At 56.0% G+C, this 26496-nt stretch carries 25 protein-coding genes; 7 read left to right on the plus strand and 18 right to left on the minus strand.

Features of this window, described 5'->3' with window-relative positions:
* Positions 1-7 precede the first annotated feature (7 nt).
* The 6 genes from H3L93_RS09145 to deoC form a co-directional block, all read right to left on the minus strand.
* Entirely contained in the window at positions 8-1045 is a 1038-nt protein-coding gene (locus H3L93_RS09145; protein WP_003793828.1) for an SGNH/GDSL hydrolase family protein, read from the minus strand.
* A gap of 9 nt (positions 1046-1054) precedes the next feature.
* Positions 1055-2509, minus strand: a complete 1455-nt coding sequence (locus H3L93_RS09150) for an MBOAT family O-acyltransferase (protein ID WP_003793826.1) — start codon at positions 2507-2509, stop codon at positions 1055-1057.
* A gap of 191 nt (positions 2510-2700) precedes the next feature.
* On the minus strand, positions 2701-3375 hold the full coding sequence (locus tag H3L93_RS09155) for a response regulator (protein WP_003793822.1): 675 nt from the start codon (positions 3373-3375) through the stop codon (positions 2701-2703).
* Positions 3372-5237 carry a histidine kinase gene (locus tag H3L93_RS09160; protein WP_081446074.1) on the minus strand — a complete coding sequence of 622 codons (1866 nt, stop codon included), beginning with the start codon at positions 5235-5237 and terminating at the stop codon, positions 3372-3374. The genes H3L93_RS09155 and H3L93_RS09160 overlap by 4 nt, the downstream gene beginning before the upstream one ends.
* A 184-nt stretch (positions 5238-5421) precedes the next feature.
* Positions 5422-6729, minus strand: a complete 1308-nt coding sequence (deoA, locus tag H3L93_RS09165) for a thymidine phosphorylase (RefSeq protein ID WP_003793816.1) — start codon at positions 6727-6729, stop codon at positions 5422-5424.
* The gene (gene deoC, locus H3L93_RS09170; RefSeq protein WP_003793813.1) at positions 6723-7442 is read right to left on the minus strand and encodes a deoxyribose-phosphate aldolase; all 720 of its coding nucleotides are present in this window, start codon (positions 7440-7442) and stop codon (positions 6723-6725) included. The genes deoA and deoC overlap by 7 nt, the downstream gene beginning before the upstream one ends.
* Positions 7443-7510: 68 nt before the next feature.
* On the opposite strand from deoC, the gene H3L93_RS09175 reads away from it, so the two are divergent.
* Positions 7511-7681: a hypothetical protein gene (locus H3L93_RS09175; RefSeq protein ID WP_003793810.1), complete on the plus strand. Its 171-nt coding sequence runs from the start codon at positions 7511-7513 to the stop codon at positions 7679-7681.
* Positions 7682-7758: 77 nt separating this feature from the next.
* On the opposite strand, the gene H3L93_RS09180 is transcribed toward H3L93_RS09175, so the two are convergent.
* Positions 7759-9030: a NupC/NupG family nucleoside CNT transporter gene (locus H3L93_RS09180; RefSeq protein ID WP_003793808.1), complete on the minus strand. Its 1272-nt coding sequence runs from the start codon at positions 9028-9030 to the stop codon at positions 7759-7761.
* A gap of 99 nt (positions 9031-9129) precedes the next feature.
* On the opposite strand from H3L93_RS09180, the gene cdd reads away from it, so the two are divergent.
* Entirely contained in the window at positions 9130-9927 is a 798-nt protein-coding gene (cdd, locus tag H3L93_RS09185; protein ID WP_003793807.1) for a cytidine deaminase, read from the plus strand.
* A 384-nt stretch (positions 9928-10311) separates the two neighbouring features.
* The gene (locus H3L93_RS09190; protein ID WP_003793805.1) at positions 10312-11412 is read left to right on the plus strand and encodes a TerC/Alx family metal homeostasis membrane protein; all 1101 of its coding nucleotides are present in this window, start codon (positions 10312-10314) and stop codon (positions 11410-11412) included.
* Between the two features lie 156 nt (positions 11413-11568).
* Here the strand turns inward: H3L93_RS09190 and H3L93_RS09195 are convergent, their stop codons facing one another.
* Positions 11569-11790: a DUF1653 domain-containing protein gene (locus tag H3L93_RS09195; protein WP_003793803.1), complete on the minus strand. Its 222-nt coding sequence runs from the start codon at positions 11788-11790 to the stop codon at positions 11569-11571.
* A 195-nt stretch (positions 11791-11985) separates the two neighbouring features.
* Here H3L93_RS09195 and rsmI point away from each other — a divergent pair, with 195 nt between their 5' ends.
* Positions 11986-12846: a 16S rRNA (cytidine(1402)-2'-O)-methyltransferase gene (gene rsmI / locus H3L93_RS09200; RefSeq protein ID WP_003793802.1), complete on the plus strand. Its 861-nt coding sequence runs from the start codon at positions 11986-11988 to the stop codon at positions 12844-12846.
* Positions 12847-12930: 84 nt separating this feature from the next.
* On the opposite strand, the gene H3L93_RS09205 is transcribed toward rsmI, so the two are convergent.
* From H3L93_RS09205 to H3L93_RS09215, 3 genes are all read right to left on the minus strand, one after another.
* Positions 12931-13680, minus strand: coding sequence for an amino acid ABC transporter ATP-binding protein (locus tag H3L93_RS09205; RefSeq protein ID WP_003793800.1), 750 nt, complete (start codon positions 13678-13680; stop codon positions 12931-12933).
* Between the two features lie 102 nt (positions 13681-13782).
* Positions 13783-14499 (minus strand): amino acid ABC transporter permease, encoded by a 717-nt coding sequence (locus H3L93_RS09210; protein ID WP_040558293.1) that lies wholly within the window; start codon positions 14497-14499, stop codon positions 13783-13785.
* A complete protein-coding gene (locus H3L93_RS09215) occupies positions 14489-15364 on the minus strand; it encodes an amino acid ABC transporter substrate-binding protein (RefSeq protein WP_155802936.1) in 876 nt (291 codons plus the stop codon). Before H3L93_RS09215 ends, H3L93_RS09210 begins: the two co-directional genes overlap by 11 nt.
* Before the next feature lie 185 nt (positions 15365-15549).
* Between H3L93_RS09215 and H3L93_RS09220 the strand changes: the two genes are divergently transcribed.
* The 3 genes from H3L93_RS09220 (at position 15550) to H3L93_RS13380 (ending at position 19185) form a co-directional block, all read left to right on the plus strand.
* The gene (locus tag H3L93_RS09220) at positions 15550-15933 is read left to right on the plus strand and encodes a diacylglycerol kinase (protein ID WP_003793791.1); all 384 of its coding nucleotides are present in this window, start codon (positions 15550-15552) and stop codon (positions 15931-15933) included.
* Positions 15909-16394: a GyrI-like domain-containing protein gene (locus H3L93_RS09225; protein WP_155802934.1), complete on the plus strand. Its 486-nt coding sequence runs from the start codon at positions 15909-15911 to the stop codon at positions 16392-16394. The genes H3L93_RS09220 and H3L93_RS09225 overlap by 25 nt, the downstream gene beginning before the upstream one ends.
* 484 nt (positions 16395-16878) lie before the next feature.
* Complete coding sequence (locus tag H3L93_RS13380; protein ID WP_003793786.1) at positions 16879-19185, plus strand: bifunctional acetate--CoA ligase family protein/GNAT family N-acetyltransferase; 2307 nt, start codon at positions 16879-16881, stop codon at positions 19183-19185.
* Positions 19186-19464: 279 nt separating this feature from the next.
* Here the strand turns inward: H3L93_RS13380 and H3L93_RS09235 are convergent, their stop codons facing one another.
* The 7 genes from H3L93_RS09235 to ppc all read right to left on the minus strand — a co-directional run bounded on the left by H3L93_RS09235 (position 19465) and on the right by ppc (position 26320).
* A complete protein-coding gene (locus tag H3L93_RS09235; protein WP_003793782.1) occupies positions 19465-19896 on the minus strand; it encodes an SUKH-3 domain-containing protein in 432 nt (143 codons plus the stop codon).
* Between the two features lie 32 nt (positions 19897-19928).
* Positions 19929-20813, minus strand: coding sequence for a tyrosine-type recombinase/integrase (locus H3L93_RS09240; protein ID WP_003793779.1), 885 nt, complete (start codon positions 20811-20813; stop codon positions 19929-19931).
* Between the two features lie 91 nt (positions 20814-20904).
* The gene (locus tag H3L93_RS09245; RefSeq protein WP_003793777.1) at positions 20905-21588 is read right to left on the minus strand and encodes a response regulator transcription factor; all 684 of its coding nucleotides are present in this window, start codon (positions 21586-21588) and stop codon (positions 20905-20907) included.
* Positions 21589-21706: 118 nt separating this feature from the next.
* Positions 21707-21847 carry a hypothetical protein gene (locus tag H3L93_RS09250; RefSeq protein WP_003793774.1) on the minus strand — a complete coding sequence of 47 codons (141 nt, stop codon included), beginning with the start codon at positions 21845-21847 and terminating at the stop codon, positions 21707-21709.
* A 21-nt stretch (positions 21848-21868) separates the two neighbouring features.
* Positions 21869-23242 (minus strand): FAD-binding oxidoreductase, encoded by a 1374-nt coding sequence (locus H3L93_RS09255; RefSeq protein WP_003793772.1) that lies wholly within the window; start codon positions 23240-23242, stop codon positions 21869-21871.
* Positions 23243-23403: 161 nt separating this feature from the next.
* Complete coding sequence (locus H3L93_RS09260) at positions 23404-23607, minus strand: hypothetical protein (protein ID WP_003793767.1); 204 nt, start codon at positions 23605-23607, stop codon at positions 23404-23406.
* A gap of 10 nt (positions 23608-23617) precedes the next feature.
* Positions 23618-26320 (minus strand): phosphoenolpyruvate carboxylase, encoded by a 2703-nt coding sequence (gene ppc / locus H3L93_RS09265; RefSeq protein ID WP_003793765.1) that lies wholly within the window; start codon positions 26318-26320, stop codon positions 23618-23620.
* Positions 26321-26496: the final 176 nt, after the last annotated feature.

Raw genomic sequence — 26496 nt, forward strand, 5'->3', positions numbered from 1 at the left:
TCAATCCTTATGGTTGCGCAAACTCAATTTTTTGCATGATGGCTTGCGCGAGTAGTTTTTGTCCTTCAACGGAAAAGTGGATGCCGTCTTTGCTGCGATAGCGGACGATTTTGCCGCCAATTTCTACCGAGTCGCTGTATTCGTTGCCGCCGTTGCTTAGTAGGTTGGCGGTTGGTATCCAAAATACTTTGTCTTTGAGATGCGCAGCGAACAGTTTGTCTAGATAACGCATTTGGTCATCCAGTTTTTTCTTTTTCATATAGGGCACGCCAAGCCAAATGACTTGGGCGTTGTGTTGCTTGGCGGTGTCCAAAATGCGATTGACGCGGTTTAGGTATTCGGCTTCCCATTCGGGCGTTTGGAATTTTAAATACGCGCCGCCTTTGGGGTTGGGGAAATCCCACGGGTCGTTCGCGCCGAGAAACATCACCATCAGCCGTATATTGGGGTTTTCTTTGAAGGTTTGCTCAATGGTGAGCGGCCAGTCAAAAAAGTTGGGGTAAGACAAGCCTGTGCTTTGTTTGCTGAGGTTGATGGAGGCGATGCCGTATTGTTGTTTGAGGCTTTGTTGCACAAAGGGGGCAACGCCTTGCATCAACGAATCGCCTGTAAAGAATACCACATCTCCTTGTCGTAAAACAGCTTTTTGTGGCGCGATGGGCTTTTCAGGCTGCCTCTGCTTGGCTTGGGCTGCGGCAGCGCGGGCTTGCTCGGCTTGACGTTGGGCGGCTAAACGGGCGGCTTCGCGTTGCGCGGCGGCTTGGGCTTCGGCTTCTAGGCGAGCGGCTTCTTGCGCGGCGGCAATATTGACGGGCAGTTGCTCGTTTTGGGCGGCAATCCAGTTTTTCAGGCTGCCTAATTGCTCGCTGGCGGCGTGTTGCCATTTTGCGCCTGTTGTCCATTGGGCGTGGGGGGCAAGGGCTTCCAGCGGGCTGGTTTGGTGGTAGGTTTGTTGCCAATAGGCGTTGATGGAATCTTGGCTAAACCACGTTACACAGGCGGCGGCTAGCGTGAACGAAAAAATGAGTGAGAGCTGGGTTTTCATGCTACTGCCTTAGAAATTGGCGTAAATAAAGTTGGGCAACCCTGATGGGGCGAAGGTGATGATAATCATCAGGGCTAGGGTGATGGGGATAAACCAAAGCCAAAGCGGGAGTTTTTCTAAGGCGGATACGGCGTATTGGAACAGCTTGCTTAGCAGCGGGTAGGCGGCAAGCATCAGGGCAAATGCAGCGATTAAGCCGATGTTGTACCAATCGGAAATCGCCCAGCCTTTGCCGTTATACAGCAGGGCTTGGAACATCAGGCGCGCGCTGTCTAAATCGCGGGCGTTGAAAACCACAAACGTGAAGCACACAAAGTGAAACGTAATCAAAATGGCGAGCGCTTTGCCGATGGGGATTTTGCCGATTTTGAGGTTGCTGAGTTTTCTATTTTTAAACAGCTTTTTGCCAATATTGAGCCACACGAGGGCGATGCCGTGCAGCGTGCCCCAAATCAGGAAATTCCAGCCATATCCATGCCAGATTCCTGAAAACATCATGGCAAGCAGCAGGTTGATTTGGGTGCGGGTGAAATTTTGGCGGCTGCCGCCCAGCGGAATGTAAACATAATCGCGTATCCATGTGGACAGGCTGATGTGCCAGCGATTCCAAAAATCCACCAGATTGAACGCGCGCAGCGGCGCGGCGAAGTTTTCAGGCAGACTGAAACCGAGCAGCATGGCGATGCCGATTACAAGGTCGCTGTATCCTGCGAAGTCAAAAAAAAGCTGGAAGGTGTAGCCATAGATGGCGGCGAGGATGCTGAACCCGTCAAACTGCGCGGGGTTTTCAAACACGGGCGACACCCAGCCTTCGTCCAAGCTGCCCGCAAACCACCATTTTTGCGCGATGCCCGCCAATATCAGGCACACCGCCAGCGCAGGGCGCAGGATGCTGCGCGGGGCAGTGGTTTGGATTTGGGCTTGCGCGCCTTGGGCGATGCCGACCACTTTATTTTGATACGGCACGGCGCGGATGATAGGGCCCGATGTGATGGTGGGGAAAAAGCTCAGGTGCAGCAGCAGGTTTGCCCATGTGAACGGCTTGACCAGCGGGGCGCGGTGGGTTTCCACCAGATAGGCGATGGATTGGAAGGTGTAATACGACACGCCGATGGGCATCAGGATGTCCACGATTTCGCTTTGCCCGAGGTAGTTTTGCAGATAGGGGCGGAAGAAGTCGTAGTATTTGAACACGCCGAGAAACAAGAGGCAGCCTGAAACGCCGAGCGCGAGCCAGCTCTTGCCGTGTTTTTGCTGCGGGCGCACCAGTTGGCAGGCGATAAGGTGCACCCAAACGGACAGCACGGCAACGGCGGCAAGAAAGGCGGGGTTGGCGTGATACAGCCAGCCTGCGCCGGCGGCGAGCAACAGCGCGTTTTGCCATTTGGGGCGGCGGGCAAACGCCCAATAAAGCGGGAGAAACAGCAGCAAGAAAACGGCAAATTCAATGGAAAGAAGGGGCATGGGGTGAAGCTTTGCGGGACGGGTTTAATGGCAGGATTTTTTTGAAAAAAGAGCCGAATTATAGCGGAAAACAGCCGATGATGGCGGGGGATTGAACGGGATTGGATGCGCCAAAGGCAGCCTGAAAACGGGGAAAACCGTTTTCAGGCTGCCTTCATTCATAATCCGGGCGGCTAGGGCTTTAATCCGCCCTACTCTGCGGAGTGGTTGCCTTCTTTGGCGCAATCGGGCAGCGGCACTTTGTGCTGTATGGCAAACACGGCAGCCTGAACGCGGCTGTCCAGTTTCAGCTTGCGCAGGATGTTTTGCACGTGCACTTTGATGGTGGATTCGGCAAGGTTCAGGTTTTTGGCGATGGCTTTGTTGCTGTATCCCGCCGCCAGATGCCCCAGTGTTTCCAATTCGCGCGGGGTGAGCTGGCTTAACGCGCTTTCGGCTTGGGCGGGGCGAATCAGCGATTGCACCAGCCGCGCGGTCATTTCGGGCGAATAGGCGTTGTCGCCGTTTACCACTTTTTTGATGGATTCAATCAGATAGTTGGCGTTGATGTTTTTTAGCAAAAAGCCGCTGGCGCCCAAGCGGATGCATTCGGTTAAGTCTTCGCTGTCTTCGGACACGGTGAGCATGATGACTTTTTGCTCGGGACGGCTGGACAGAATTTGGGCGAGCGCGTCGCGCCCGTTCATTTGCGGCATGTTCAAATCCAGCAAAACGACATCGGGTCGGGTTTGCTCCACCAGTTTCACGCCGCTGAATCCGTCTGACGCTTCGCCTACGATGCTGAATTCGGTTTGGCGGCTTAATAGGGCTTTGATGCCGCTGCGAAACAGGGTGTGGTCGTCGATAAGGGCTATGTTGATGGTCATGTTTGGTTTCTCTCTTTTTTGGGCAGTGTGAGTTGGATTCGGGTGTGGTTTTGTTGGGATTGGATGCTGAGCCTGGCTCTGATGCGTTGGGCACGCTCTTGCATGATGTTTAGCCCGATGTGGTCGTCGGTGCGTTCGGTGTGCGGGTTAAAGCCGATGCCGTCGTCGGTGATGGTGAGGGTGTAGTCTTGTTGGTTGTCTATGCGGATGGTTACGTTTTGCGCTTGGGCGTGTTTGCGGATGTTGGACAGGCTTTCTTGCAAAATAAAGATGAATTGCAGCTGCTGGCTGGGGGTGAGCGGCGCGCCGTTGCCGTGCCATTCGGTGTGCACTCGGATGTGGCTTTGCTCGGCAAGGCGTTGGGCGAGGGTTTCTATGGCTTCGTTGATGTTTTTCTGCGTGATTTTGGTGCGGAAATTTTGCAGCAGCTCGCGCACGTCGTCGTAACATTCTTGGATGCCGGTTTTGATGGATTGCAGGTTTTCTTGCGCGGCTTGGGTTTCTTGGTTTGCCCATGCGTTTTCCAGCATTTGGGTTTGCAGGCTCAGATAGCTGAGCGATTGGGCGATGCTGTCATGCAGGCCTTGGGCGATGGTGTTGCGCTCTTGCAATACGGCGTATTGGCGGCTTTCTTCGGCAAGCTGGTTGTTGTGGATGGCTAGGGCAAGCTGGTGCACAAGGGTTTGCACCAATCCGCCATCGGGGTTTTCAGGCTGCCTTTGGTTGTAGTATAGAACAAGTGTGCCCAGTGTGGTTTCATTGGCGCGAATTTTAAAGCTTTGTGTGAACGGCGGCAGGCTGGGCGGGGTTTCAGGCTGCCTTTTGCTTTGGCGGGCGATAAGGTTGTTGTGGACGGACACATCGGCGGCTTCGGCGGGGGTGAGCGCGAGGATGTGCGGCAGGAAGGTTTGCGCGGCCTGCCGGATGGTTTGGGTTTGGTTGAGCTCTTGGGCGACGGTGTATAGGGTGTTGAGGGTGTGGTTTTTGCGCACGAGGTCTTGGGTTTTTTCGGCAACCTGCTGTTCCAGCTTGCCGTAGAGACGGGCGAGATGGCTGCTCATGCGGTTGAAGCCGTTGTCCACGATGGCGAATTCGGTGGAATTGTCTTCGGGGATGTGTTCGCCGAATTGGCTGTTTTGGATGGCGGCCACGCCGGTTTCCAAATTTTTGAGCGGGCGGATAATCCAGATTTTGAGCAGGACGATGGTGATGCCCGACACCACGAAAATCAGCACCATCAGCGCGGTTTGGAACACGCGCAGCCATTGGACGTAATAGGCGTTGTTGTGTTCTATGGTGCGGGTGAGGCTGTCGATACTGGCGACGAAGTTGGGAATCAGGTGGTTGTCCAACAGGGCGAGATTGGGGTTGGGCGATTGGTATTGGGGTTTGATTTGGGTTTCCCAATATTGTTGCAGCAATTTGAGGTGCTGCTGGATGCTGCGGTCTTGCGGTAGGTTCAGCGGGCGGGTGGGGTCGCTGTGGTGCAGGCGGGCAAGGGTTTGGTCGAAGGTTTGGATCAGGCTTTGCACTTTGCTGGTGTCGTTCAGATACAGGCGCAGGCGGTAGGTTTGGTAGCGCAGGCCGCCCGTGTCGTTCACGGCTGCCGCGCCGCCTTCCAGCCGCAAGGAAAGCAGCATGGTGATGCTGATGGCGATAAAGGCGGAGATGAGCCATGTGGTTACCAGCAGGGTTAGGCGGGAAACAAGGCTTTTGGGGATAAGGCGGGGCATGGTTTCTGGCTTTGCTAAACGGCGTTTCAGGCTGCATCGGGGATAGGCAGCCTGAAATCGGAAATAAAACGGCAACGGCCCGCCGCCCGATGGCGCATTCGGGGTTTGGCGGGTTGGCAACATCGGCATGATGCCGATGCTCCGTTGCTTGCAGGCTGCGCAAAGGTTTCAGGCTGCATTGTAATGGGCAGCCTGAAAACCAACCGCTGCGCATTGCGTGCGGCAATGAGTTTTCAGGCTGCCTATTGCTTGAACAAATAGGCAGCCTGAAAACGGTTATCGCGCGGGTAAGGGCGCGGATGACGGTGCGAGATTAGCCCGCTAGGGTTTCATAAACCATGGGGCGGCTTTCAGGCTGCGTTTGTCCGATGCTCACCGCGTTGCGGTATGCCTGCGCGGCGGCCTGCCACGAGGCTTCGTCTTTCGCGTGCACCATGGCAAGCGGCGTGTCGGCTTCCACGCGCGCGCCGATGGGCAGGATTTCGTCAAAGCCCACACTGTGGTCAATCGCATCGCTGGCAACACGCCGACCGCCGCCCAAGTTGATGACGGCAACGCCGATGTCGCGCGTGTTCATGCTTTGGATGTAGCCCGCCGCCTGCGCCAACACGGGTTTTACCACCGCCGCTTTGGGCAGCTGCTCAAACGCGGTGCTGCCGCCTTGCGCCACCACCATTTTTTCAAACAATTCATACGCTTTGCCGTTGTCCAACACCGCTTGCAATTTGGCGCGCGCGTCTTCGCGGCTGGCGGCGAGTTTGCCGTTTACCAAGGCTTCCGCGCCCAGCGCGAGCGTGATTTCGTGCAAACGGGGGTTGCGGCTGCCTTCGCCGCGCAAATAGCGCACCGCTTCGCGCACTTCCACCGCATTGCCCGCGCTGGAAGCCAGCACTTCGTTCATGTCGGTGAGCAAGGCGGTGGTTTGGCAGCCTGCGTTAGTCGCCACTTGGGCGATGCTTTGCGCCAATTCGCGCGAAAGTTCGTAAGTGGGCATAAACGCGCCGTTGCCCACTTTCACATCCATCACCAAGCTGGTTAAGCCTTCGGCGAGCTTTTTAGACAAGATGGACGCGGTAATCAGCGACAGGTTTTCCACCGTGGCGGTCACATCGCGCGTGGCGTAGATTTTGCGGTCGGCGGGGGCAAGGTTGCCCGTTTGCCCCACAATCACGCAGCCGATTTGTTTTACCAACTCCTGCATTTTTTGCGGCGTGGGGAAAATATCAAAGCCTTTGATGCTTTCCAATTTGTCCAGCGTGCCGCCCGTGTGCCCCAAGCCCCGCCCTGCAATCATCGGCACAAAGCCGCCGCACGAAGCCAGCATGGGCGCCAGCATCAGCGACACCACATCGCCCACGCCGCCTGTGGAATGTTTGTCCAGCGTGGGGGCGTTGAGATGGTATTTGTCCCAATTCAGGCTGTCGCCGCTATCGCGCATGGCAAGGGTTAGAGCGGTGCGCTCGTCTAGATTTAAATCGTTGAAATAAATCGCCATGCACATCGCGGCAATTTGCCCTTCGCTGATGCTGCCGTCGGTTACGCCTTTGATATAGAACTGGATTTCTTCTGGGGATAAGGTTTGTTTGTCGCGTTTTTTGCGGATGATTTCTTGGATTAGCATGAGATAAGCTCCTTCAATAATGATGATGCGCCGATGCGGAAGTTTTCAGGCTGCACCCAATCTGCGCCCATTTTGGCGGCGGCTTGGGCAATATAGGCTTCGGCGGTGGCAATGTCGCGCACGCCGCCCGAAATTTTCAGCCCCACAGGTTGCTTGGCTTGGGCAATTTGGTCTAACAAAATCGCGCTGGCTTCTAGGCTTGCACCGTGGGCGATTTTGCCTGTGGACGTTTTCAAAAAATCTGCGCCTGCGGCGATGGCGATTTGCGCGGCTTGGGCGATTTCTGCGGGCGAGAGCGCGCCTGTTTCCAAAATCACTTTCAGGCTGCCTGCTTGCTGATGCACCAGCGTGGCAATTTGGTTGCACATGGCTTCGCCAGCGGCGGCGTTGCCTTGCTGCAAGGCTTTATAGGGGAACACGAGGTCAATTTCGTTTGCGCCGTCTGCCAAGGCTTGCTGCGTTTGGGCTAGCACGTCTGCCAGCGGCTCATCGCCCGTGGGGAAATTGACCACAGTCGCCACATTGATGCCGCTGCTCTCGGGCAGCCTTGCGCGGCTTTGCGCCACAAACGGCGGATACACACACACCGCCGCCACTTTGCCGATGGCTTGCGTGGCGTTGCGGCATAGCGCGTCAATCACGGCGGGGGTGTCGTCATCATTGAGCGAGGTTAAATCTAAAAGCGAAAGAATTTTGGCTTTGCTGATGTTCATGGCGTTTCCTTTTTTGTAATGGCGTTTCAGGCTGCCTCAATGCGCTTGGCTAGTTAAAATGGATTTTCATGCAAAACCCCAATGGCAGCCTGAAATCTAAAATGGAACGGCGGCGGCTCGCCGCCAAATGGCGGATTAAACAGAATATGACTGGGTTGCCAAGATGTCGGCGAGCCGCCGACGCTCCATCGGTTGCAGGTTTTGCAAAGGTTTCAGGCTGCCTCAACGCACTTGCCTAACTAGAATGGATTTTCAGGCTGCCTATTGCGTTCGCCTAAGGCAGCCTGAAACGCAGTTCAGCGTAGCTAAAACCGTTTTACGGCAAATTCAACCCAATAAACAAGCCCGCAATGGTGGCACTCATCAGGTTGGACAACGTGCCCGCAATCAGCGCGCGCACGCCCAATTTGGCAATATCGCCACGGCGATTAGGCGCCATAATAGACAAGCCGCCCACCAAAATCGCAATAGAGCTCAAATTGGCAAAGCCACACAGTGCAAACGAAATAATCGCTTTGGTTTTGTCGTTTAAAACAGGGTTTGCCGCGTCTTTAATGTAGTTGGTGAACTCGGAATACGCCACAAATTCGTTAATCACCAATTTTTGCCCGATAAACGAACCTGCGGTTTGCGCGTCTGCCCACGATGCGCCAATCAACCAAGCCAAGGGCGAGAACAGCCAGCCCAAGATTTTTTGCAGCGACAAATCAGGCATGCCCATCAAACCGCCCACGCCGCCCACGATGCCGTTGAGCAGCGCAATAATCGCCACAAACGCAATCAACATCGCGCCCACGTTCAGCGCCACTTGCAAGCCTGTGGATGCGCCCGCTGCGGCTGCGTCAATCGCGTTGCTGGGCGGCGTTTCGCCTTCGCCCACAAAGCTCAATTTATCGTCGGTAACGGTTTCGGGCGTTTCGGTTTCGGGGTGCATCAATTTGGCAAACAGCAAACCACCGGGGGCCGCCATAAACGATGCGGCAATCAGATAAGTGAGCGGCACGCCCATAGACGCATAGCCACCCAACACCGAGCCTGCGATAGAAGCCAAACCGCCTGTCATCACGGCAAACAATTCCGATTGCGTCATCCGCGCGATAAAAGGTTTCACCACCAGCGGCGCTTCGGTTTGCCCCACGAACACGTTGGCCGCAGCGGACAAACTTTCGGTGCGCGAAGTGCCGAGCGCTTTTTGCAACGCGCCGCCCAGCACTTTCACCACAAAGCCCATCACGCCCAAGTAATACAGCACAGAAATCAGCGATGAAAAGAAAATAATCATCGGCAACACGCGGAACGCGAAAACAAAGCCGCCGCCAAACACTTCAAACATTTTGTCGCCCACCAAGCCGCCGAACACAAATTCTGTGCCCTTTTGCCCGAAGTTCAACACGCTTTGCACGCCGTTGGAAAACCATTCCAACGCAGCGCGCCCCCAAGGCACATACAGCACAAACGCGCCCAGTGCAAACTGAATGGCAAACGCCACGCTCACTGTGCGCTTGTTGATTTTGCTGCGATGCTTGGACAACACGATGGCAATCGCAATCAGCACCGCCATGCCCAGCAAGCTATGTAAAATTTCCATTTTTCTTCCCTTAAATAAAATGTGGTTGTACACAGGCGGTTATAATACAACACTCTTAACCAAATTTTTTACAATTTTACTTAATGGAGCGCAAAAAAAATGTTGAGTTTTATCCCTAAACATGAAGTTCAAACCCGCGCAGCCGCCTTTAACGGCGATAAAATTGCGCTTGCCCTATCCTTGCTGCCCGAAGCGGCAAAGTTAGCCGTTGTGCCCGTGTCGCAGTTCCACGTCGGCGCGATTGCCATTGATGGCGAAGGCAATTTCTATTTCGGCGCGAACCAAGAATGCGCCACCGCCAGCATGGGGCAAACCGTCCACGCCGAGCAAAGCGCGGTGTCGCACGCATGGCAGCGCGGCGCAACACGCATCACCGATATAGTTGTGAACTACACCCCTTGCGGACATTGCCGCCAGTTTCTCAACGAGCTGCCCGATGCAGGCAGCCTGAAAATCCACCTGCCGCACAGCCACGACAACACGCTCAACAGCTATCTGCCCGACAGCTTTTCGCCCAAAGATTTGAACATCCCCGAGCGCCTGCTCACCCCCGTGCAACACGCCATCAGGCAGCCTGAAAACCTAGATGCCGCCCAGCAAGCCGCCTTTGCCGCCGCACAAACCTGCCACGCACCCTATTCCCGCGCCTACGCTGGCATCGCCCTTGTGGCAGGCAACGAAATCTACACAGGACGCTACGCCGAAAACGCCGCCTACAACCCCACGCTGCCGCCCTTGCAAGTTGCCATTAACCTGCTGCGCATGAGCGGACACGACACCAGCGAAGTAACCCGCGCCGTGCTTTGCTGCACACGCCATGGCGGACACGAAGCCATGACCCGCGCGTTGTGGAACGAAATCGGCGCGTGTAAATTGGAAATTGTTTGGCTGGATTAAAGCGGATAGGCAGCCTGAAAATCAAACGCCGTCATTCCCGCACAGTCAGGAATGACGGCATGGCTCTTTTCAGGCTGAACCCTTGGTCAAACAGCAGGTCGTGCATGGATGCCCGACGTTTTTCGTTGTGGCGTATTGTATATAGGGCATGGTTTGTCGGGCATCCATGCCCGACCTTACGGATTTGTAGCTTCGCAACGCTGCTTCGCTAAGGTTTCAGGCTGCCTTCTTATCCCACCCCTCTCTTTACAAAAACTTGTTCAATCTCTTATTAGAAATTGATAAAAATCATTTATAATCTGGCGAATTATTTTTTGTCTGAGCGCCCGCCCGTTCCCCGCCGCGCGCACGAAAATTTATTCCCTCTTTTATTCAGGATTTCTTATGACTGGACATCTCGGTTTCCCCATAGAAACGGTTGCCGTTTTCATCATTTTATCGGTCGGCGCGATTGCGATTGACCTGTTCGCCCACAGAGACGACAAACCCATGTCGCTCAAAAGCGCCGCGATGTGGTCTTTGTTTTGGGTATGTGTGTCGGTTTTGTTTGGCGTTTATTTGTGGATACACCACGGCGGCGAAGCGGCGAGCCTGTTCTTCACGGGCTATGCGCTGGAAAAAGTGTTATCCGTGGACAATCTGTTCCTGATGATGGCGGTGTTCGCATGGTTTAAAGTGCCCGAGGGGCTGCGCCATCGCGTGTTGTATTGGGGCATCATCGGCGCGATTATTTTCCGCATGATTTTTGTGGCGATTGGCGCGGGCCTGCTGGCGTTAAGCGCTTGGGTGGAGCTGCTTTTCGCGGCGGCGGTGGGCTATTCCGCCGTGATGATGCTGAAACAGCAAAACGAAGAAGAAAAAAAGGAAAGCGAGGATTATTCCGACCACTTGGCATACCGCTGGGTGCACAAGTTTTTCCCCGTGTTCCCGCGCCTTTATGGGCACAATTTCTTTTTGAACGCGGAAGAATTGGCAAAAGCGCAAGCCAGCCATCCCCAAACGCATTTGGAATTGGCGGGCGAAGATGCGAAGCATCCTGAAAACAACCATCCGCAGGCGATGAAAAAGGGGCAATGGGTGGCGACGCCGCTGTTTTTGTGTTTGGCGGTGATTGAGTTGTCGGACGTGATGTTTGCGTTTGACAGCGTGCCTGCGGTGATTGCGGTGTCCAAAGAGCCGCTGATTGTGTACAGCGCGATGATGTTCGCCATTTTGGGCTTGCGAACGCTGTATTTTGTGCTGGAAGCGTTGAAGGGCTATTTGGTGCATTTGGAAAAAGCGGTGATTGTGTTGCTGTTTTTTATCGCGTTTAAGCTGGTGTTATCGGCGACCAATCATATGTTCCACCACGGCTGGGATATTTCGCCCGCGGCTTCGTTGGTGGTGGTGCTGGCGGTGTTGGCGGCGGGCGTGTTGGCTTCGCTGCTGTTCCCCGAAAAGGCGGAAGCCGCTGCCCAAGAAGGCGGAAACCCAAACGCTGATTAGTCCGCCCCGTTTTCAGGCTGCCTGCGCAGCAACGCGGAGCGGCGAAGCTAAAACGTATCTGAAATGGTGTCAGCGCGGCTGAAACTTATTTCGCCCGTTTTAACTTCGCCACTTCGCGTTGCTGCGCAGGCAGCCTTTCATTGCGCCGCGCCGCCGCTAATCCAACGCTTTTTCCAGTGCAAACCGCGCCACGCTGCCGTTGGCGGTGTCCACGCTTTCGGTGAACATCGCCAGCGGACGCACCCACACGCCGTAATCGCCGTACAGCGCGCGGTACACGGCGAGCGGCTCTTCGGTTTCGCTGTGGCGGGCGATGTGGAGCAGTTGATAGAGATTGCCTTTGTAGTGGCGGTAGATGCCAAGCGGTGGAGTGGTCATAAGGGATTTTCGGTTGGTGAGGATAGGAACACGACGGCAGCCTGAAAACCCTTTCAGGCTGCCTTTGGCGTGGCGTAAGCGTTTGCGTAAACGGGTGGCTATCGTAGCATATAGGCAGCCTGAAAACCCTGTTTCGCGTTAAAATCCGCGCTTCTTTGTTTACCGTTCAGATACACGTTTTCAGGCTGCCTTTTCATGCAAAAACACCTCCAAAAAGCCCAAGACACCCTCGCCTCCGGCACGCTCTACATCGTTGCCACCCCCATCGGCAACCTTGCCGACATCACCCTGCGCGCCCTTGCCGTGCTGCAAAAAGCAGACCTCATCTGCGCCGAAGACACGCGCGTTTCCGCCCAGCTCCTGTCTGCCTACGGCATCCAAGCCAAGCTCGTTTCCGTGCGCGAACACAACGAGCAGCAAATGGCGGGCAAAATCATCGCCGCGCTCGCCAGCGGGCAAATCGTCGCCCAAATTTCCGACGCCGGCACGCCCGCCGTGTGCGACCCCGGGGCAAAACTGGTGGCGCGGGTGCGCGAAGCGGGCTACCCGACCGTGCCTGTGGTGGGCGCGTCTGCCGTGATGGGCGCGTTGAGCGTGGCGGGCATCGCCGAGCCAAACTTCTATTTCCACGGCTTTTTGCCGCCCAAATCCAGCGAGCGCGCCAAACTGTTCGCCGCGTGGCAAACCGCCGATTACCCCATCATCGCCTTTGAAACGCCGCACCGCATCGCCGACACCTTAAACGACATGGCCGCCGTTCTGCCCCAACGCCATATCATGCTGGCGCGCGAAATCAGCAAAACCTTTGAAACCTTTTTAACTGGCAGCGTAAGCGAAATTCAGGCTGCCTTAGCCGCCGACAGCAACCAATCGCGCGGCGAAATGGTGCTGGTTATCCACCCCGCGCCGCCGCAAAAACGCGACGCGCTGCCCGAAGCAGCGCAAAACGTGATGCGGATTTTGGCAAGCGAACTGCCCACCAAACAAGCCGCCGAACTCGCCGCCCGAATCACGGGCGAAAACAAAAAAGCGTTGTATAACTTGGCATTGGAATGAAAAGCGTAGCGCGCCGCGCTGTCTTTCAGGTTTAAGCTTCGCTGAAACTTGCTTTGCGCGTTTTCAGGCTGCCTCTATTCCCTCCTACTCCGCCTTCAACCTGCTCAAAAAACTCTTCGTGCGTTCATGCTGCGGGTTAGCGAACAGGGTTTCGGGCGAGCCTTGTTCCACAATCACGCCGCCGTCCATCACCACCACCACATCGGCAACGTCCAGCGCAAATTTGATTTCGTGGGTTACCACTATCATCGTCCAGCCTTCGTTGGCAAGGGCTTTCATGGTGTTGAGCACGTCTTGCACCAGCTCGGGGTCTAGCGCGGAAGTGGGCTCGTCAAACAGCATCAATTCAGGCTGCAAGGCAAGGGCGCGGGCGATGCCAACGCGTTGTTGCTGCCCGCCCGATAGCTGGTAGGGATATAAATCGGCTTTATCTGCCAAGCCTACTTTGGCGAGCAGGGCAAGGGCTTCTTCGCGCGCTTGCGCTTTGGGCTTGCCTTGCACTTGCACGGGCGCTTCCATGATGTTTTCCAGCGCGGTTTTGTGTGGGAACAGGTTGTATTGCTGGAACACCATGCCCGATTTGCGGCGCAGGGCGAGAATGTCTTTTTTGCTGTGTTGCGTGGCGAAATTGATGCTGACGATGGGCTCGCGCTCAAAGCAGATGCTGCCTTGCTCGGGCACTTCTAGCGCGTTGAGGCAGCGCAGAAAGGTGGTTTTGCCCGAGCCTGATGGCCCGAGTATCACGACCACTTGCCCTTTGGCGACATCTAAATCTACGCCGCGCAGGATGGTGTTGCTGCCGAAGGTTTTGTGGATATTGCGGATTTGTATCATGGTGTTGCTTTCGGAGCTGCGGGGGGAATGAGGCAGCCTGAAAAGGTTAAATGAATAGTTTTCAGGCTGCCTATGTTTGCGCTTAGGCAGCCTGAAAACCTGTTACCTTGCCACATGGCGGTCAAAATGTTTTTCCAGCCGCGCTTGGGTAACGAATAGTACCCAACAGAACATCCAGTAAATAAAACCAGCTTCAATGTAAACGGGCAGAAAATCATAGCCTACGTTGCCATATTGTTGAGCAGTGCGGAACAGCTCGGTTACGGTTACAAACGATGCCAGCGAGGTCTCTTTAAACAAGCCGATAAACGAATTGCTTAACGGTGGCACGGCAACGCGCAAGGCTTGTGGCACGATAATGCGGCGAAACGTTTGCATATAAGTCATGCCGATGGAGAAACCTGCTTCCCATTGCCCTTTGGGTACGGACAGGATGGCAGCACGCACCGTTTCCGAACCATAAGCACCCACGTTCAACGAGAAAGCGATAATAGCAGCAGGGATAGGGGTAAAATATATATTCATGGCGGGTAAGCCATAAAATATAACAGCCAGTTGCACCAACATTGGCGTGCCACGAATAATGGAAATATACACCCTAAACACCGCCAAAAAGATGCGGTGCAACCAGCCACCCTGCGGCATCACGCGCACGAATGCCACGATAACGGCAATCATCATGCCACACACAAATGATGCCACAGCCATCGGCACGGAAACTGTAATGCCCGCTTTAAGCATCGGCACAAACGCGTCCATAACCAACTGGGCGCGTTGTGGGGTCATAAAGGGCAGATTTTGCAGGAAATTATTTAACACTGATGTCTTTTCCGAAGAATTGTTCGCCTAGTTTTTTCAAGGTGCCATCGGCTTGCAGCTCTTTCATTGCGCCGCTGAATTTGGCGATGGCTTCGTCGTTGCCTTTGTTGGTAATCAAACCTGAGCCAACGCGTTCTTCTTTGGGCGCGTGCCATACGATTTTCACGTTGGCATTGGAGTTTTTCTTCAAATAATCCAACACGGCAAGCTCATCGTTAAGCGTGGCATCGGCGCGTTTTTGTTCAATCAGCGTGAGCGATTGCGCCAAACCGTCCACGGGCACCAGTTCCGCGCCGGCTTCTTTGGCTTTTTCGCCGAAATTGCTGGTGAGCGATTGCGCGGTTTTCACGCCTTTAATATCGGCTGGGCTTTTGATTTTGTCGTCGTCTTTGCGCACCACCAACACCGCGCCGCTCCAACTATACGGCTCGGATTTGTCAAACGTGGCTTGGCGTTCGGGCGAAGTTAAGCCCACTTGGTTGGCGACTACGTCAAAGCGTCCTGCTTTTAAGCCTGCCATCATGCTGTCCCATTGGGTTTCTTTAAATTCTACTTTGATGCCGAGTTTATCTGCCACGGCACGGGTTACTTCTACATCGTAGCCTGTGAGTTTGCCGTCTTTATCGTGGTAGGAGAAGGGTGCGTATGTGCCTTCGGTGCCAACGGTAATTGTGCCTTTGTTGTTAATGCGCTCAATCAGGCTGCCTTGCGGATTGGCGGCGGGAGCGGCATCGGATACGGCTTGCGTGGCGCTGGCGGCTTGGCTGGCGGCGGGGGCGTTGCTTGGGGCAGCGGTTTGGGCTTGTTCGCCACCGCAGGCGGCAAGCAGCAACATGGTGGCGGCGGAAAGGAGGGTTTTGGTCATGATGGGTGTCCTTGTGTTAATTAAAGTAAAGAGCGCATTCTACTGGAAAAACGGGTTTTGCCAAAGAATTGCGGGTTATATCTTATATAGTCGCGCGGTCGGGGTTTTCAGGCTGCCTTGGCGGGTTCTATTTTAGGCAGCCTGAAACCTTGTTATCATTGCGTTTTTTGTTTACGGGACAACTGATGATGCAAGAACCTGCCACCAATGCGCTAAAAGGCAAGCGCGGTTTGCAACGGATTATCAACGCTGCGGGCTATTCCAAAGACGGCTTAATCGCGGCATATCGCCATGAAGCGGCGTTTCGGCAGCTGGTGTGGCTGCACGCGGTGTTGCTGGTTGCGGTGTGGTTTGTGGATGCGGAGCCTGCGGTGCGCATGATTTTGGTTGCGGCTTCGTTTGGTTCGCTGATTGTGGAATTGTTCAATTCGGGCATTGAGGCGGTGGTGGACGATATTTCGCTGGAAATCCGCCCGCTGGCAAAACGCGCGAAAGACGTGGGTTCGGCGGCGCAAATGCTGGCTTTAACGATGCTGGCGATTTTGTGGACGATGGCGTTATGCGCGTGAACACGGCATTGAAAACGACCGCGCTGCCGCCGTTTCGCGTGATGGGCTTGACCGCGCCCGTGCGCTTTCGGCATGAGGCGGAGGATGTGGCGGCGGCGTGGCAACGCTGGCTTTCAGGCAGCCTGAAAGATGCGCTGCCTGCGTTTGCCCCAAGCGTGTATGCGCTGCGCCATTCGTATCACGACGCGGGCTATACTTTGATGATTGGGCATTTGGTGAGCAACGATGCGCCGTTGCCTGCGGGCGCGGGCGAATGGATGGTGCCGCCTCAGGTGTATCGGGTGGCGACCTTGCCCGAGGCTTCGTGCCACGCGGCGGCTGAAGCGTGGCAGCGGCTGGCGGCATTGCCCGAGCGGCGGTTTGCGGTAGATTTTGAAAGCCATCCGAGTTGGGGCGCGAGCAAGGTTTATGTGGGCGTGGCGGGGGAAGTGACGATGGCGGAAGAGGGGTTGGATGATTAGCCTGCCGCCGTTTTCAGGCTTGCGCGTTGCGCGGCGGCATACCCCTTTATACCCAAATCAAAGATTTGGACAAAGGGGCAAGGCTGCCTTACAACAGCAGCGTAGTAGGCAGCCAGAAAAACATCCAATCAACCCGTTTACAGCGATACACAGCCATAATCCGTTTCAGGCTGTCTCTATCCGTTAATCATGATTAGGCAGCCTGAAAACTAAAATGGAACAACAACGGCGCATCGCCAAATCGTGTGTTTAACAAGGTTTAATTGATTGGCGAGATGTCGGCGAGCCGCCGACGCTTCATTAGTTGCGGGTTGTGCAAAGGTTTTCAGGCTGCCTTATAGCCGTGGCGTAGTAGGCAGCCTGAAAACACACAATCAAACCAAACCGCCCGCGCCCACATTCGCACCCCAACCCATTTTTAGGCTGCCTTTATCCCCACCCTATCAGGCAGCCTGAAACCCAACCCTAAGGACAAGGACACCCCATGCCAAGCCTATCCCCCCTCTTCGCCCCCGCCCGCATCGCCGTTGTCGGCGCATCCGACCGCATCGGCAGCATCGGGCGCAAAGTCTACACCCAGCTTACCGCCCTGCCCCAATTCCAAAGCGTTATCCCCGTCAACCCCAACCACAAAACCATCGGTGGGCAAAAATCCTATGCCAACCTCAGCGAAGCCGCCAGCGAACACACCATCGATTTAGCCATCATCGTTTTATCTGCCGACAAACTCGCCAGCATCATCCGCGAAGCCGCCAAAATCCACCTGCGCCATCTTATCCTAATTAACGAGCTAGACTCCGCCCCCAGCGCATGGCGCAATAAACTCAACCGCGCCGCCGAAGCCGCCCGCAAAGCCCGCATCAACCTGATTTCCCTGCCCAGCAACAGCCTAGCCGAACTCTTTAAGCAGCCTGAAAATACCCCCAAAGCCTGCGCCTACATTGGACAATCCACCAGCATCGCCGACTGCGTTGCCCGCTACGCCCAAGAGCGCGACATCACATTCAGCCGCTTGCTTACCCTCAACACGCAAAACTACCCCGTGAGCACAGGGCAAATCATCGACCACATCGCCGCCGAAACCAGCAGCACCGCCTTGCTCGTGCACATCAGCACGCTCAACGACAACCTGCGCGAACTCATCAGCGCGCTCACCGCCGCCGCTCGCCGCAAGCCTGTGGTCGTACTCATCACGCTACACGACGCCAATCCCCAAGCCGAAGCCATGCTGCTGCAAGCGCTGGAACGCCAACACATCCTCATCGCCCACACCCTAGAACAATTTTTCAGCGCCGCCAAACTCATCCACACAGGCATCATCAGCCGCGGCAAACGCATCGCCATCATCAGCAACAGCCCCCAAATCAGCACCCTCACCCTCAAAACCCTGCGCCGCAAAACCGACCTCCAACTCACCGAACCCCAAGCCCACACCATCCGCAGCATCACCAAATACCTGCCCTATAAACCCAGCCACCACAACCCCCTATACCTGCTCACCGATGCCCTGCCCGCCACCTTTCAGGCTGCCGCATCCCAATACCTGCAAGACGAGCACATCGACGCCATCTTCATCATCTACACAGGGCAAAACACCGCCGAAAGCCAACAAGTTGCCCAAATGGTCTCCACCCTACAAAAAAACAGCCGCAAACCCCTGCTGCTGGTATGGCTCGGCAGCGCAGACACCCCCCAAGTGCGCGCCCTATTCAACCAACGCAAAATCCTACACTTCAAGCAGCCCGAAAGCGCCATCCAAGCCCTCGCCCAGCTCAACCTCTATCATCGCCACAACCAACAACGCCACCAAATCCAACCCCCGCACAACTACACCCACGCCGCCCACGCCGCCGACGAACTGCACAAACACATCCGCCCCCTCATCCCCGTTGCCATCCTACCCGCCACCCGCATGGGCAGCAACGCCCTACTCGCCGCCCTCAACCTCACTCACAGCCACGACACCCCCGTGCTACAACTCACCTGGGCGCGGCAAGAACCCATCGGGCAAACCCTCACCATCACCACCGCCCACCACAGCACCAGCCTACTGCCCCCCATCCAACCCACCGCCCTCCAAGCCGCCCTCAACCAACTACAACTCCCCCCCGAGCAATGGCAAGACTGGCTACTCAACACCAGCGAAATCCTCGCCCGCCTACCCGAAATCCACGACCTCACCCTCCACCTCGCCAGCCCCAGCCACCACCACAGCATCAAACTCAACCTACAAGACCCCAACAGCTTTTCAGGCAGCCCCAACATCCTCGCCCCCATCCCCCCCATCCAACAAATGCTCACCCTACGCAACGGTGAAACCGCCATCCTACGCAGCGTGCGCAGCGAAGATGCCACCCTTATCCAACAGCTTATCCAAGCCCAAAGCGAACACAGCCGCTACACCCGCTTTATGAGCAAAGCCAGCGAAGTACCCCCCACCCTGCTCGCCCAACTCGCCAGCCCCGATTACCACCGCGACCACGCCCTAATTCTCCACACCAACAGCCCCAACCCCAAGCCACTCGCACACGCCAACTACATCGCCGACCCCATCCCAACAAGCTGCGAATTTGGCATCATCATCGACGACAGCCTGCAAGGGCAAGGCATCGGCCACCAACTGATGACCCACCTTATCGCCCACGCCAAAGCCCAAGGGCACACCCTGATGCGCGCCGAAATCCTCGCCGACAACCACCCCATGCAAAAACTCGCCCTCAAACTCGGCTTCACGCTGAACAAACATCCGCACGACAACGGGCTGGTGGAAGCCAAGCTGCATCTGTTGTGAACCATCTTGCGAACTGCAAACTGCGAACAAGATTGCAGACAAGGTTTCGCCCGACCATTTCCCCAACCGCTTCGCCAAGCGCAGATAACAAGACAGCCTGAAAACGAAGATACCGTTTTCAGGCTGCCTTTTATCGCAGACAGGTTAAACCAATGCACAGCGGCAAACCGCAACCAACGCCAACCGCCCCGCAAAACAAACCCACGCCGCAATCGCCCCCAAGCGTTTTCAGGCTGCCGATGGCGGCGGCAACCCACCCCAAGGCAGCCTGAAAACGGGTTACAACGGATGCTTGAACGGATTGCCGCGGCGGCAGACAAATTCCACGCCCTCATCCATGCAAGCGCCGACAAGATAAGTTTCGCCGATGTCGTCGCAATAGCCGTACATCCGCCCGCTCTCGCCAATAATCAAAAAAACGGCAGGCGTGGAGCCGACCACCAGCCCGTTTTCGCCAACCATATTGGCGATTTCCAAAAACCATTCGCGGGAGCAGTATTCGGAGCGGGCGCGAAATTCAAACAAAAAATTCCCATTGGGATAACCCACGGATAAGCCGTCAAATTCCCGCACAAAAGCGCGGACGTTTTCGCCGATTTCATAACCGCAGGCGGCGGCTCGGGCGGCGATGGCGGCAATATCGGTGCGGCGGTTGGGATGCCAGCCCGCTTGGCGCAAGACTTGCAGGGTTTTGGCGTTGAATCTGGACATATTTTCTTTCGCTTAATCGGTTTTCAGGCTGCCTATTTCTTCCCCCGCCGCGCCCGCGGATGCGTTTCGTCATACACCGCCGCCAAGTGGTCAAAATCCAGCTTGGTATAAATCTGCGTGCTAGACAAACTCGCGTGCCCCAGCAAATCCTGCACCGCGCGAATATCGCGCGAGGCTTGCAGCAGATGCCCCGCGAAACTGTGGCGCAGCATGTGCGGCGAAATGTGCTGCGGGCTGCCGTGTTGCTGCGCCCAATTATCCAGCCGTTTGGCGATTTGGCGGCTGCCCAAGCGCGTGCCGTGTTGCGTGGTAAACAGCGCGGTTTCGTGCGGCTGGGCGGGGCGTTGCGCCAACCATTGTTGCAGCAGTGCCACGCTGCTTTGCGTAAGCGGCACTTGCCGTTGCTTGCTGCCCTTGCCGTGCACATTCAGCCAGCCCGCGTCCAAATACACATCCGCCAAGTTCAAACCCGCCAGCTCCGCCAGCCGCAAGCCGCTGCCGTAAAGCAGCTCGGCGATGGCTTGGTCGCGCAGGGCGAGCGTGTCGTCCGACTCGGCGGGCTGGTCCAGCAAGGCGTTGAGGGTGTCGCGCTCAATGGCGCGGGGCAGCCGCTGCGGCTTTTTCAGCGCTTTGATGTCTTGCACGGGGTTGGTTTTCAGGCTGCCTTGGCGCACCAAATAATCGCAATATTGCCGCCATGCGGATAACGCGCGGGCAAGGCTGGCGGGATGCAAGCCGCGCTGCGAAAGTTGGCGGAAGGCAGCCTGAAAATCGCGGCGCGCAGGCTGCGCGGTTGCGGGCAGCAGGTTTGCCAGCTCGCGCAATTCGCGTTCATAGGCAATCAGCGTGTGCGGCGAGCGGTTGCGTTGGCGCTGTTCGGTAAGATAGGGGGCAAGCTGGGCGAGAAAAGGGTGCATAGGATTTTGGCAACAGGGTAATCATGTAAACAAGAAAGGCAGCCTGAAAGCGGAAAACTCGTTTTCAGGCTGCCCGATTATGCGCGGCGCGTCAGTTTTTCACAAACAGATAACCCAAACCGCGCACGGTTTGAATCAGCGATGCGTCGCCCAGTTTATGGCGGATGCTGGAAATATGCACATCAATGCTGCGGTCAAACTTGGCGAGCTTGCGGTCCAACGCCTCTTGCGACAGGTTTTCCTTGCTCACCACCTGCCCCGCGTGGCGCATCAGCACTTCCAGCAGGTTGAACTCGGTGCTGGTCAGTTCCAGCATGCTGTCGCCCACCATCGCCTGCCGTTTAGAGGGGAACAGGGTTACGCCGCTGGCAACAATGCTAGCGGAGACGGCGTTGGCATCAGGGTTTTGCTGCGAACGGCGCAAAATGGCGTTGATGCGGGCGAGCAATTCGCGCGGCTGGCAAGGCTTGGGCACATAATCGTCCGCGCCCATTTCCAAGCCGATGATGCGGTCAATGTCGTCGCCTTTGGCGGTGAGCATAATCACGGGGATTTTGCTTTGCGCGCGCACGGTTTTGAGCACGTCCAAACCGTTCATTTTCGGCATCATCGAATCCAGCACCACCACGTCGTAATGGTTGCCGCCCAAGATTTCCTGCACGCCGCTTTCGCCGTCGGGCATGCGGGTTACATCCAAGCCTTCTGCGGTGAGGTATTCGGTCAGCAGTTCGGTGAGGAGGTCGTCGTCATCGACTAATAATACTTTGCTGCTCATGATTTCTATCCTTTGCTTATTGTTGGGAAAATGCAACGGTATCTTAACAGTTCTGTTTTTACATTCATAGATGTTTGTTTAGGGTTTTTGCGATTTTTTTCAAACGAGACAAGCGTCTTTACAATTTTTCAGGCTGCCTTGCGGGGGCGGACGGCTTGATAACGGGGGCGCGATGTAGTCGGATGTTGTTTTGCCGGCGGGCGCGGTCTTTACACATTGGGCGCGCGGTTTTCAGGCTGCCTTTGTCGGAAACGGGCAAGCGCCCGAGGCAGCCTGAAAATCACGCCAGCACTTTGCCCGCGTTCATCAGCCCCAGCGGGTCTAGCTGCGCTTTAATCGCGCGCATCAGAGCCAGCTCATCGGCGCTGCGCACATGGGGCAGCCAATGCTTTTTCAGGCTGCCTATGCCATGCTCCGCCGCAATCGTGCCGCCCTGCGCCAACACGTTGCGATACACCACGGCGTTTACGGCATCTTCAAATTGGTAAACCTCGTTGCTGCGGATGGGCAAAAAGGTGTTGTAGTGCAAACTGCCGTCGCCCAAGTGCCCAAACATAACGATTTGCATCTCGGGATAGGCGGCGAGTAGCTCGGCATCGCAAGCGGCGGTGAACGCGGCCACGCGCTCAATCGGCATGGCGATGTCGTGTTTGATATTGGCGCCTAGGCTGCGTTGCGCGGCAGAAATGTTTTCGCGCAGCGTCCATAAATCGGCGCGTTCTCGCTGCGATTGCGCCAGTACGGCGTTTTCGTAGCCCAAGTTGAATAAATATTCCGCCAGCAAATCGCCCAAATCGTCGCGCGACAGGCTGTCGGTAAGCTCCACAAGGATGTGCCACGGCGCGGCAAGCGGCGCGGTGATGCGGCTGAATTGGGCGGATAAACCCAGCGCAAATTCGCTGATGAGTTCAAAGCTGCACAGCCGTTCGGCAAAATGGTTTTTGATGTGCGACAACAGGGTTACGGCAGCCTGAATATTGTCCACGCCCACCCATGCGGTTGCCACGGCTTGCGGCGGGGCGAAGAGTTTGAGCGTTGCGCCTGTGATGATGCCAAGCGTGCCCTCGCTGCCGATAAACAGATGGCGCGTTTCGTAGCCCGTGGTGTTTTTGTGCAACGGCATCAGGTGGTTGAGCAGCTCGCCGTTGGGCAGCACCACTTCCAGCCCCAGCACCAAATCGCGCATCGTGCCGTAGCGCAGCACGTTTAAGCCACCTGCGTTGGTGGCGATGTTGCCGCCGATTTGGCAACTGCCTTCGCTGGCGAGTGAGAGCGGAAAGAAGCGTTGGTGTGCGGCGGCGGCGGTTTGCACGTCTTGCAAGATGCAGCCTGAATCCACCGTTATCGTGTTGTCGGCGAGATTGACGCGGCGGATGCGGTTGAGCTTGCTTAAATTGAGCAGCACGCCGCTTTGGGCAATGCTGCCGCCGACTGTGCCTGTGTTGCCGCCTTGCGGCGTGATGGGGATGCGGTTTGCCGCGCAAAAGCGCACGATTTTTTGCACGCTCTCCACGCTCATCGGTTGTACCACAAGGCAGTTGGCGCTGGTGTAGCGTTTGCGCTGGTCTAGCAGAAAGGGGGCGGGGTCGGCGGGGAATTCGGCAGAGGAAAGGAAGCGGGCAAGCTGTCGGCGTAGGGGGGTTTCGGAGGGCATTTTCAGGCTGCCTTGGGGGTGTTTACGGGATGGGCGATGGGGCTGCGGCGATGTAGTCTTGTCTTCCATGTGAACAAGGATAATGCGGCGGGTGGGCGTTTGGGACTGCGCTGGGATGCGTTGCGCTTGTTTTCAGGCTGCCTTTAAGGTGGTTTGCAGGGTTAAACGGTGCGTGGCAAAGCCACATACCCTACTTTTAGATTGTTTGCCATAGGCAGCCTGAAAACAAATTTATGGACTTCTACAAGACTAAAATCATTCAAACGATTGGACAACAATCCACCGTCTTTATTGTGCATCTTGTTTTCAGGCTGCCCTTGATTACTTGCCATAGGCAGCCTGAAAACAAAAATGGAACGGTTCATCGCCAACCGCCTAACCCGTATTCCGCAACCCCTGCGCCACGCCGTTAATCGTTTGATGCACCATTTGCAACACGCGCTCGTTGTTCGGTTCTTGCCGCAGCTTGCGCAACAGGGCAACTTGCAAGCCACCCAGCGCGTTCAAATACGGGATGCGCAGCGCAAGGCTACGGGCGAGTGGTCGGTTGTCGGCGAGCAGGGTTTCGGTTTGCAAAATATCCAGCAGGGCTTTCAGGCTGCGTTGGTATTCGGCTTTGATGGTGGCGAAAATGTCTGCGCCGTGTTCGTTGTCTTGGCTGAGCGCGGCATAGTGTTCGGCGAGCGTGAGATCGGTTTTCGCCATCACCTGCTCCATATTGGAGAGCATGGCGCGGAAAAAGCGGTTTTCCTGCGCGTGCTGTTGTAGCATTTTCAGGCTGCCTGAATCTTGTTCGCACAACTCTTGCACCGCGCTGCCAAAACCATACCACGCGGGCAGCATCAAGCGGTTTTGCGTCCAAGAAAATACCCACGGAATCGCGCGCAAATCTTGTATCCGCGCCAAAGTTTTGCGGCTGGCGGGGCGACTGCCAAGATTTAGGCTGGCGATTTGCTCAATCGGGCTGGTTTGCAAGAAATAATCAATAAAGCCTTGCCGCGTAATCAAGGCGCGATAGTGGGCAAACGAGCTTTCGGACAACGCATTCATCAGCTTAACATCGGGATCGGGCGCGGCGGGCAGCAGCGTGGCTTCCAGCGTGGCGGCAACGAGCGCGGCAAGGTTGTGCTGGGCGTTGCTGTCGTCGCCATATTTGGCGGTGAGCACTTCGCCTTGCTCGGTGATGCGGATTTGCCCACCCACGCTGCCCGCAGGTTGCGCCAAAATGGCTTGGTAAGATGGCCCGCCGCCACGCCCCACACTGCCGCCGCGCCCGTGGAACAAGCGGATGCGGATGTTGTGTTGCCGAAACAGGCGCACCAAGCCAATCTCGGCTTGGTATAAGCCCCAAGTGCTGCTGATGTAGCCGCCGTCTTTATTGCTATCCGAATAGCCAAGCATGATTTCTTGGATATTGTCGCGGCTGGCAACCAAGGCGCGATACCAATCGTTGCTAAACAGCGTTTGCATCACGGGCACGGCGTTCGCCAGCGCTTCAATCGTTTCAAACAGGGGAACGATATTGATGCGGCTTTCAGGCTGCCCATCGCGCAGCGCGAGCAAGCCCGTTTCTTTTAAGATTAACGCCAGCGCGAGCAAATCGCTGGGCTGCTCGCAGTTGGAAATAATGCTTTGCGTGATGGCGTCTTCGCCAAAGGCATCCTTGATTTTGCGCGCTTCGTGGAAAATCGCCAGCTCGCGCTGCGTTTCTTCGCTGTATGCGATAAACGGCGTGTACAGCGGGCGTTGGTGCTGCAATTCGCGCAGCAAAACTGCTTGTTTTTCGTTTTCAGGCAGCCGCAGATAATCTTCCAAATCGGCAGCCTGAAACAGCTCGGCGACCACGTTGGCGTGTTTTTCCGCGTGCTGACGCAAATCCAACGGCATCAAATGAAAACCGCACACCGAAGCGGTGCGGATGATGTCGGCAATGCGCCCGTTTGCCAACGCTTCACTGCGGTTGTCGCGCAAAGAATTCTGCAAGGTGCGCAAATCGCGCAAAAATTCCGCCGCGTCAGCATACGGCTCGCCCACGCCAAAACGGCAGCCCAACGGCGCGCCCAATTCATGCGCCTTGCCCACCATGCGCGCCATCACATAAGCCACCGCGCGGCGATACGGCTCTTCCTGCCGCGCCACTTCGGTATCAGGCGTTTTGGCAGACAACACCAACACCCCATCGCTCACATTCACCCGCCGAATGGATAGCGGCAACTCCTGATACAGCGCGTCCAACTCACGGCGGTAATAATGAAACGCCGTGTTCGCGTGATGGCGAAACGCATCGCGCAAAGTCTGCGCCGACACAAACGGATTACCGTCTCTGTCGCCGCCAATCCAGCCGCCGATTTTCAACACATCGGGAATGCGAATCTGCGGATAGGCAGCCTGAAAATGCTTTTCCATGTCGCGGTACACGCGCGGCAGCGCGCTAAAAAAGCTGCGCGGAAAAATGTTTACCCCGTTTTGGATTTCACTTTGCACGCTCAATTTGAAATGCCGCGTCTCGCTGGTTTGCCACAAAGTCAGCAACACAATATTCATCTCGCGCTGCAACTCGCTCATCTCGTCCGCGCTGCGACACAACTCGCGCCGCGGCAACAATTCACGAATCTTGCGATGCGACACCAGCACCGCCTGCCGTTGCACCTCGGTGGGATGCGCGGTCAAAACAGGGCTCACCAGCGTGTGGTTCAACACATCCTGCACCACCTCCTGCGCGATTTGCTCCGCTTGCAGCTTGCGCACCGTTTCCGCAATGCTGCCATCCTGCGCCGCGCTGCCCTGTTGCTCGTGCACCAAGCGGCGGCGTTCATGATGCACATCCTCGGCAATGTTTAAAATCTGCGCAAAAATGCCCACCGCCGTGATTAAATTTTCCGTTTGCTCATCCGACAAACTGGGCAGCAGCTCGGTAATAATCTTGCTGCTGTCTTGCGCGTTCGCCAAAATTTTCAGCGCATTGACCACAATTTCATCGGCATGATTGTCTAACACGGCATACAGCGACGCGGTCATAAACTCCGCATCGGCAAGCAATTCGGCATCTTTGGGATTGTTTAACAGAGAAAGTTGCATGGCGGGCTTTCGTTGAGTGCAATAAAGATGAGGGATTGTAGCGCGGAATGGCGGGGGCGTTAAGGTGCGTTAAGCAATTTGCCGCGCAAGGCAGCCTGAAACCGCCCTTTCGCAACGCAAAAATATTCGCCCAATATTCATGGCGTTATTTTGCCCGCCGCAAAAACCGCTTGCGC

Source organism: Kingella oralis, assembly GCF_014054985.1.
Classification (GTDB): Bacteria; Pseudomonadota; Gammaproteobacteria; order Burkholderiales; family Neisseriaceae; genus Kingella_B; species Kingella_B oralis.

What these genes read in the sequence shown, in the direction of transcription:
- H3L93_RS09190 (WP_003793805.1), top strand. Translation starts at nt 10,312, where the DNA reads ATGACTGGACATCTCGGTTTCCCCATAGAAACGGTTGCCGTTTTCATC.
- deoA (WP_003793816.1), bottom strand. Translation starts at nt 6,729, where the DNA reads ATGCTAATCCAAGAAATCATCCGCAAAAAACGCGACAAACAAACCTTA.
- H3L93_RS09235 (WP_003793782.1), bottom strand. Translation starts at nt 19,896, where the DNA reads ATGTCCAGATTCAACGCCAAAACCCTGCAAGTCTTGCGCCAAGCGGGC.
- H3L93_RS09145 (WP_003793828.1), bottom strand. Translation starts at nt 1,045, where the DNA reads ATGAAAACCCAGCTCTCACTCATTTTTTCGTTCACGCTAGCCGCCGCC.
- H3L93_RS09160 (WP_081446074.1), bottom strand. Translation starts at nt 5,237, where the DNA reads ATGCCGATGTTGCCAACCCGCCAAACCCCGAATGCGCCATCGGGCGGC.
- H3L93_RS09260 (WP_003793767.1), bottom strand. Translation starts at nt 23,607, where the DNA reads ATGAACCGTTCCATTTTTGTTTTCAGGCTGCCTATGGCAAGTAATCAA.
- H3L93_RS09155 (WP_003793822.1), bottom strand. Translation starts at nt 3,375, where the DNA reads ATGACCATCAACATAGCCCTTATCGACGACCACACCCTGTTTCGCAGC.
- H3L93_RS09240 (WP_003793779.1), bottom strand. Translation starts at nt 20,813, where the DNA reads ATGCACCCTTTTCTCGCCCAGCTTGCCCCCTATCTTACCGAACAGCGC.
- deoC (WP_003793813.1), bottom strand. Translation starts at nt 7,442, where the DNA reads ATGAACATCAGCAAAGCCAAAATTCTTTCGCTTTTAGATTTAACCTCG.
- cdd (WP_003793807.1), top strand. Translation starts at nt 9,130, where the DNA reads ATGTTGAGTTTTATCCCTAAACATGAAGTTCAAACCCGCGCAGCCGCC.
- ppc (WP_003793765.1), bottom strand. Translation starts at nt 26,320, where the DNA reads ATGCAACTTTCTCTGTTAAACAATCCCAAAGATGCCGAATTGCTTGCC.
- H3L93_RS09215 (WP_155802936.1), bottom strand. Translation starts at nt 15,364, where the DNA reads ATGACCAAAACCCTCCTTTCCGCCGCCACCATGTTGCTGCTTGCCGCC.
- H3L93_RS09205 (WP_003793800.1), bottom strand. Translation starts at nt 13,680, where the DNA reads ATGATACAAATCCGCAATATCCACAAAACCTTCGGCAGCAACACCATC.
- H3L93_RS13380 (WP_003793786.1), top strand. Translation starts at nt 16,879, where the DNA reads ATGCCAAGCCTATCCCCCCTCTTCGCCCCCGCCCGCATCGCCGTTGTC.
- rsmI (WP_003793802.1), top strand. Translation starts at nt 11,986, where the DNA reads ATGCAAAAACACCTCCAAAAAGCCCAAGACACCCTCGCCTCCGGCACG.
- H3L93_RS09255 (WP_003793772.1), bottom strand. Translation starts at nt 23,242, where the DNA reads ATGCCCTCCGAAACCCCCCTACGCCGACAGCTTGCCCGCTTCCTTTCC.
- H3L93_RS09180 (WP_003793808.1), bottom strand. Translation starts at nt 9,030, where the DNA reads ATGGAAATTTTACATAGCTTGCTGGGCATGGCGGTGCTGATTGCGATT.
- H3L93_RS09195 (WP_003793803.1), bottom strand. Translation starts at nt 11,790, where the DNA reads ATGACCACTCCACCGCTTGGCATCTACCGCCACTACAAAGGCAATCTC.
- H3L93_RS09245 (WP_003793777.1), bottom strand. Translation starts at nt 21,588, where the DNA reads ATGAGCAGCAAAGTATTATTAGTCGATGACGACGACCTCCTCACCGAA.
- H3L93_RS09175 (WP_003793810.1), top strand. Translation starts at nt 7,511, where the DNA reads ATGCAAAACCCCAATGGCAGCCTGAAATCTAAAATGGAACGGCGGCGG.
- H3L93_RS09150 (WP_003793826.1), bottom strand. Translation starts at nt 2,509, where the DNA reads ATGCCCCTTCTTTCCATTGAATTTGCCGTTTTCTTGCTGCTGTTTCTC.
- H3L93_RS09220 (WP_003793791.1), top strand. Translation starts at nt 15,550, where the DNA reads ATGATGCAAGAACCTGCCACCAATGCGCTAAAAGGCAAGCGCGGTTTG.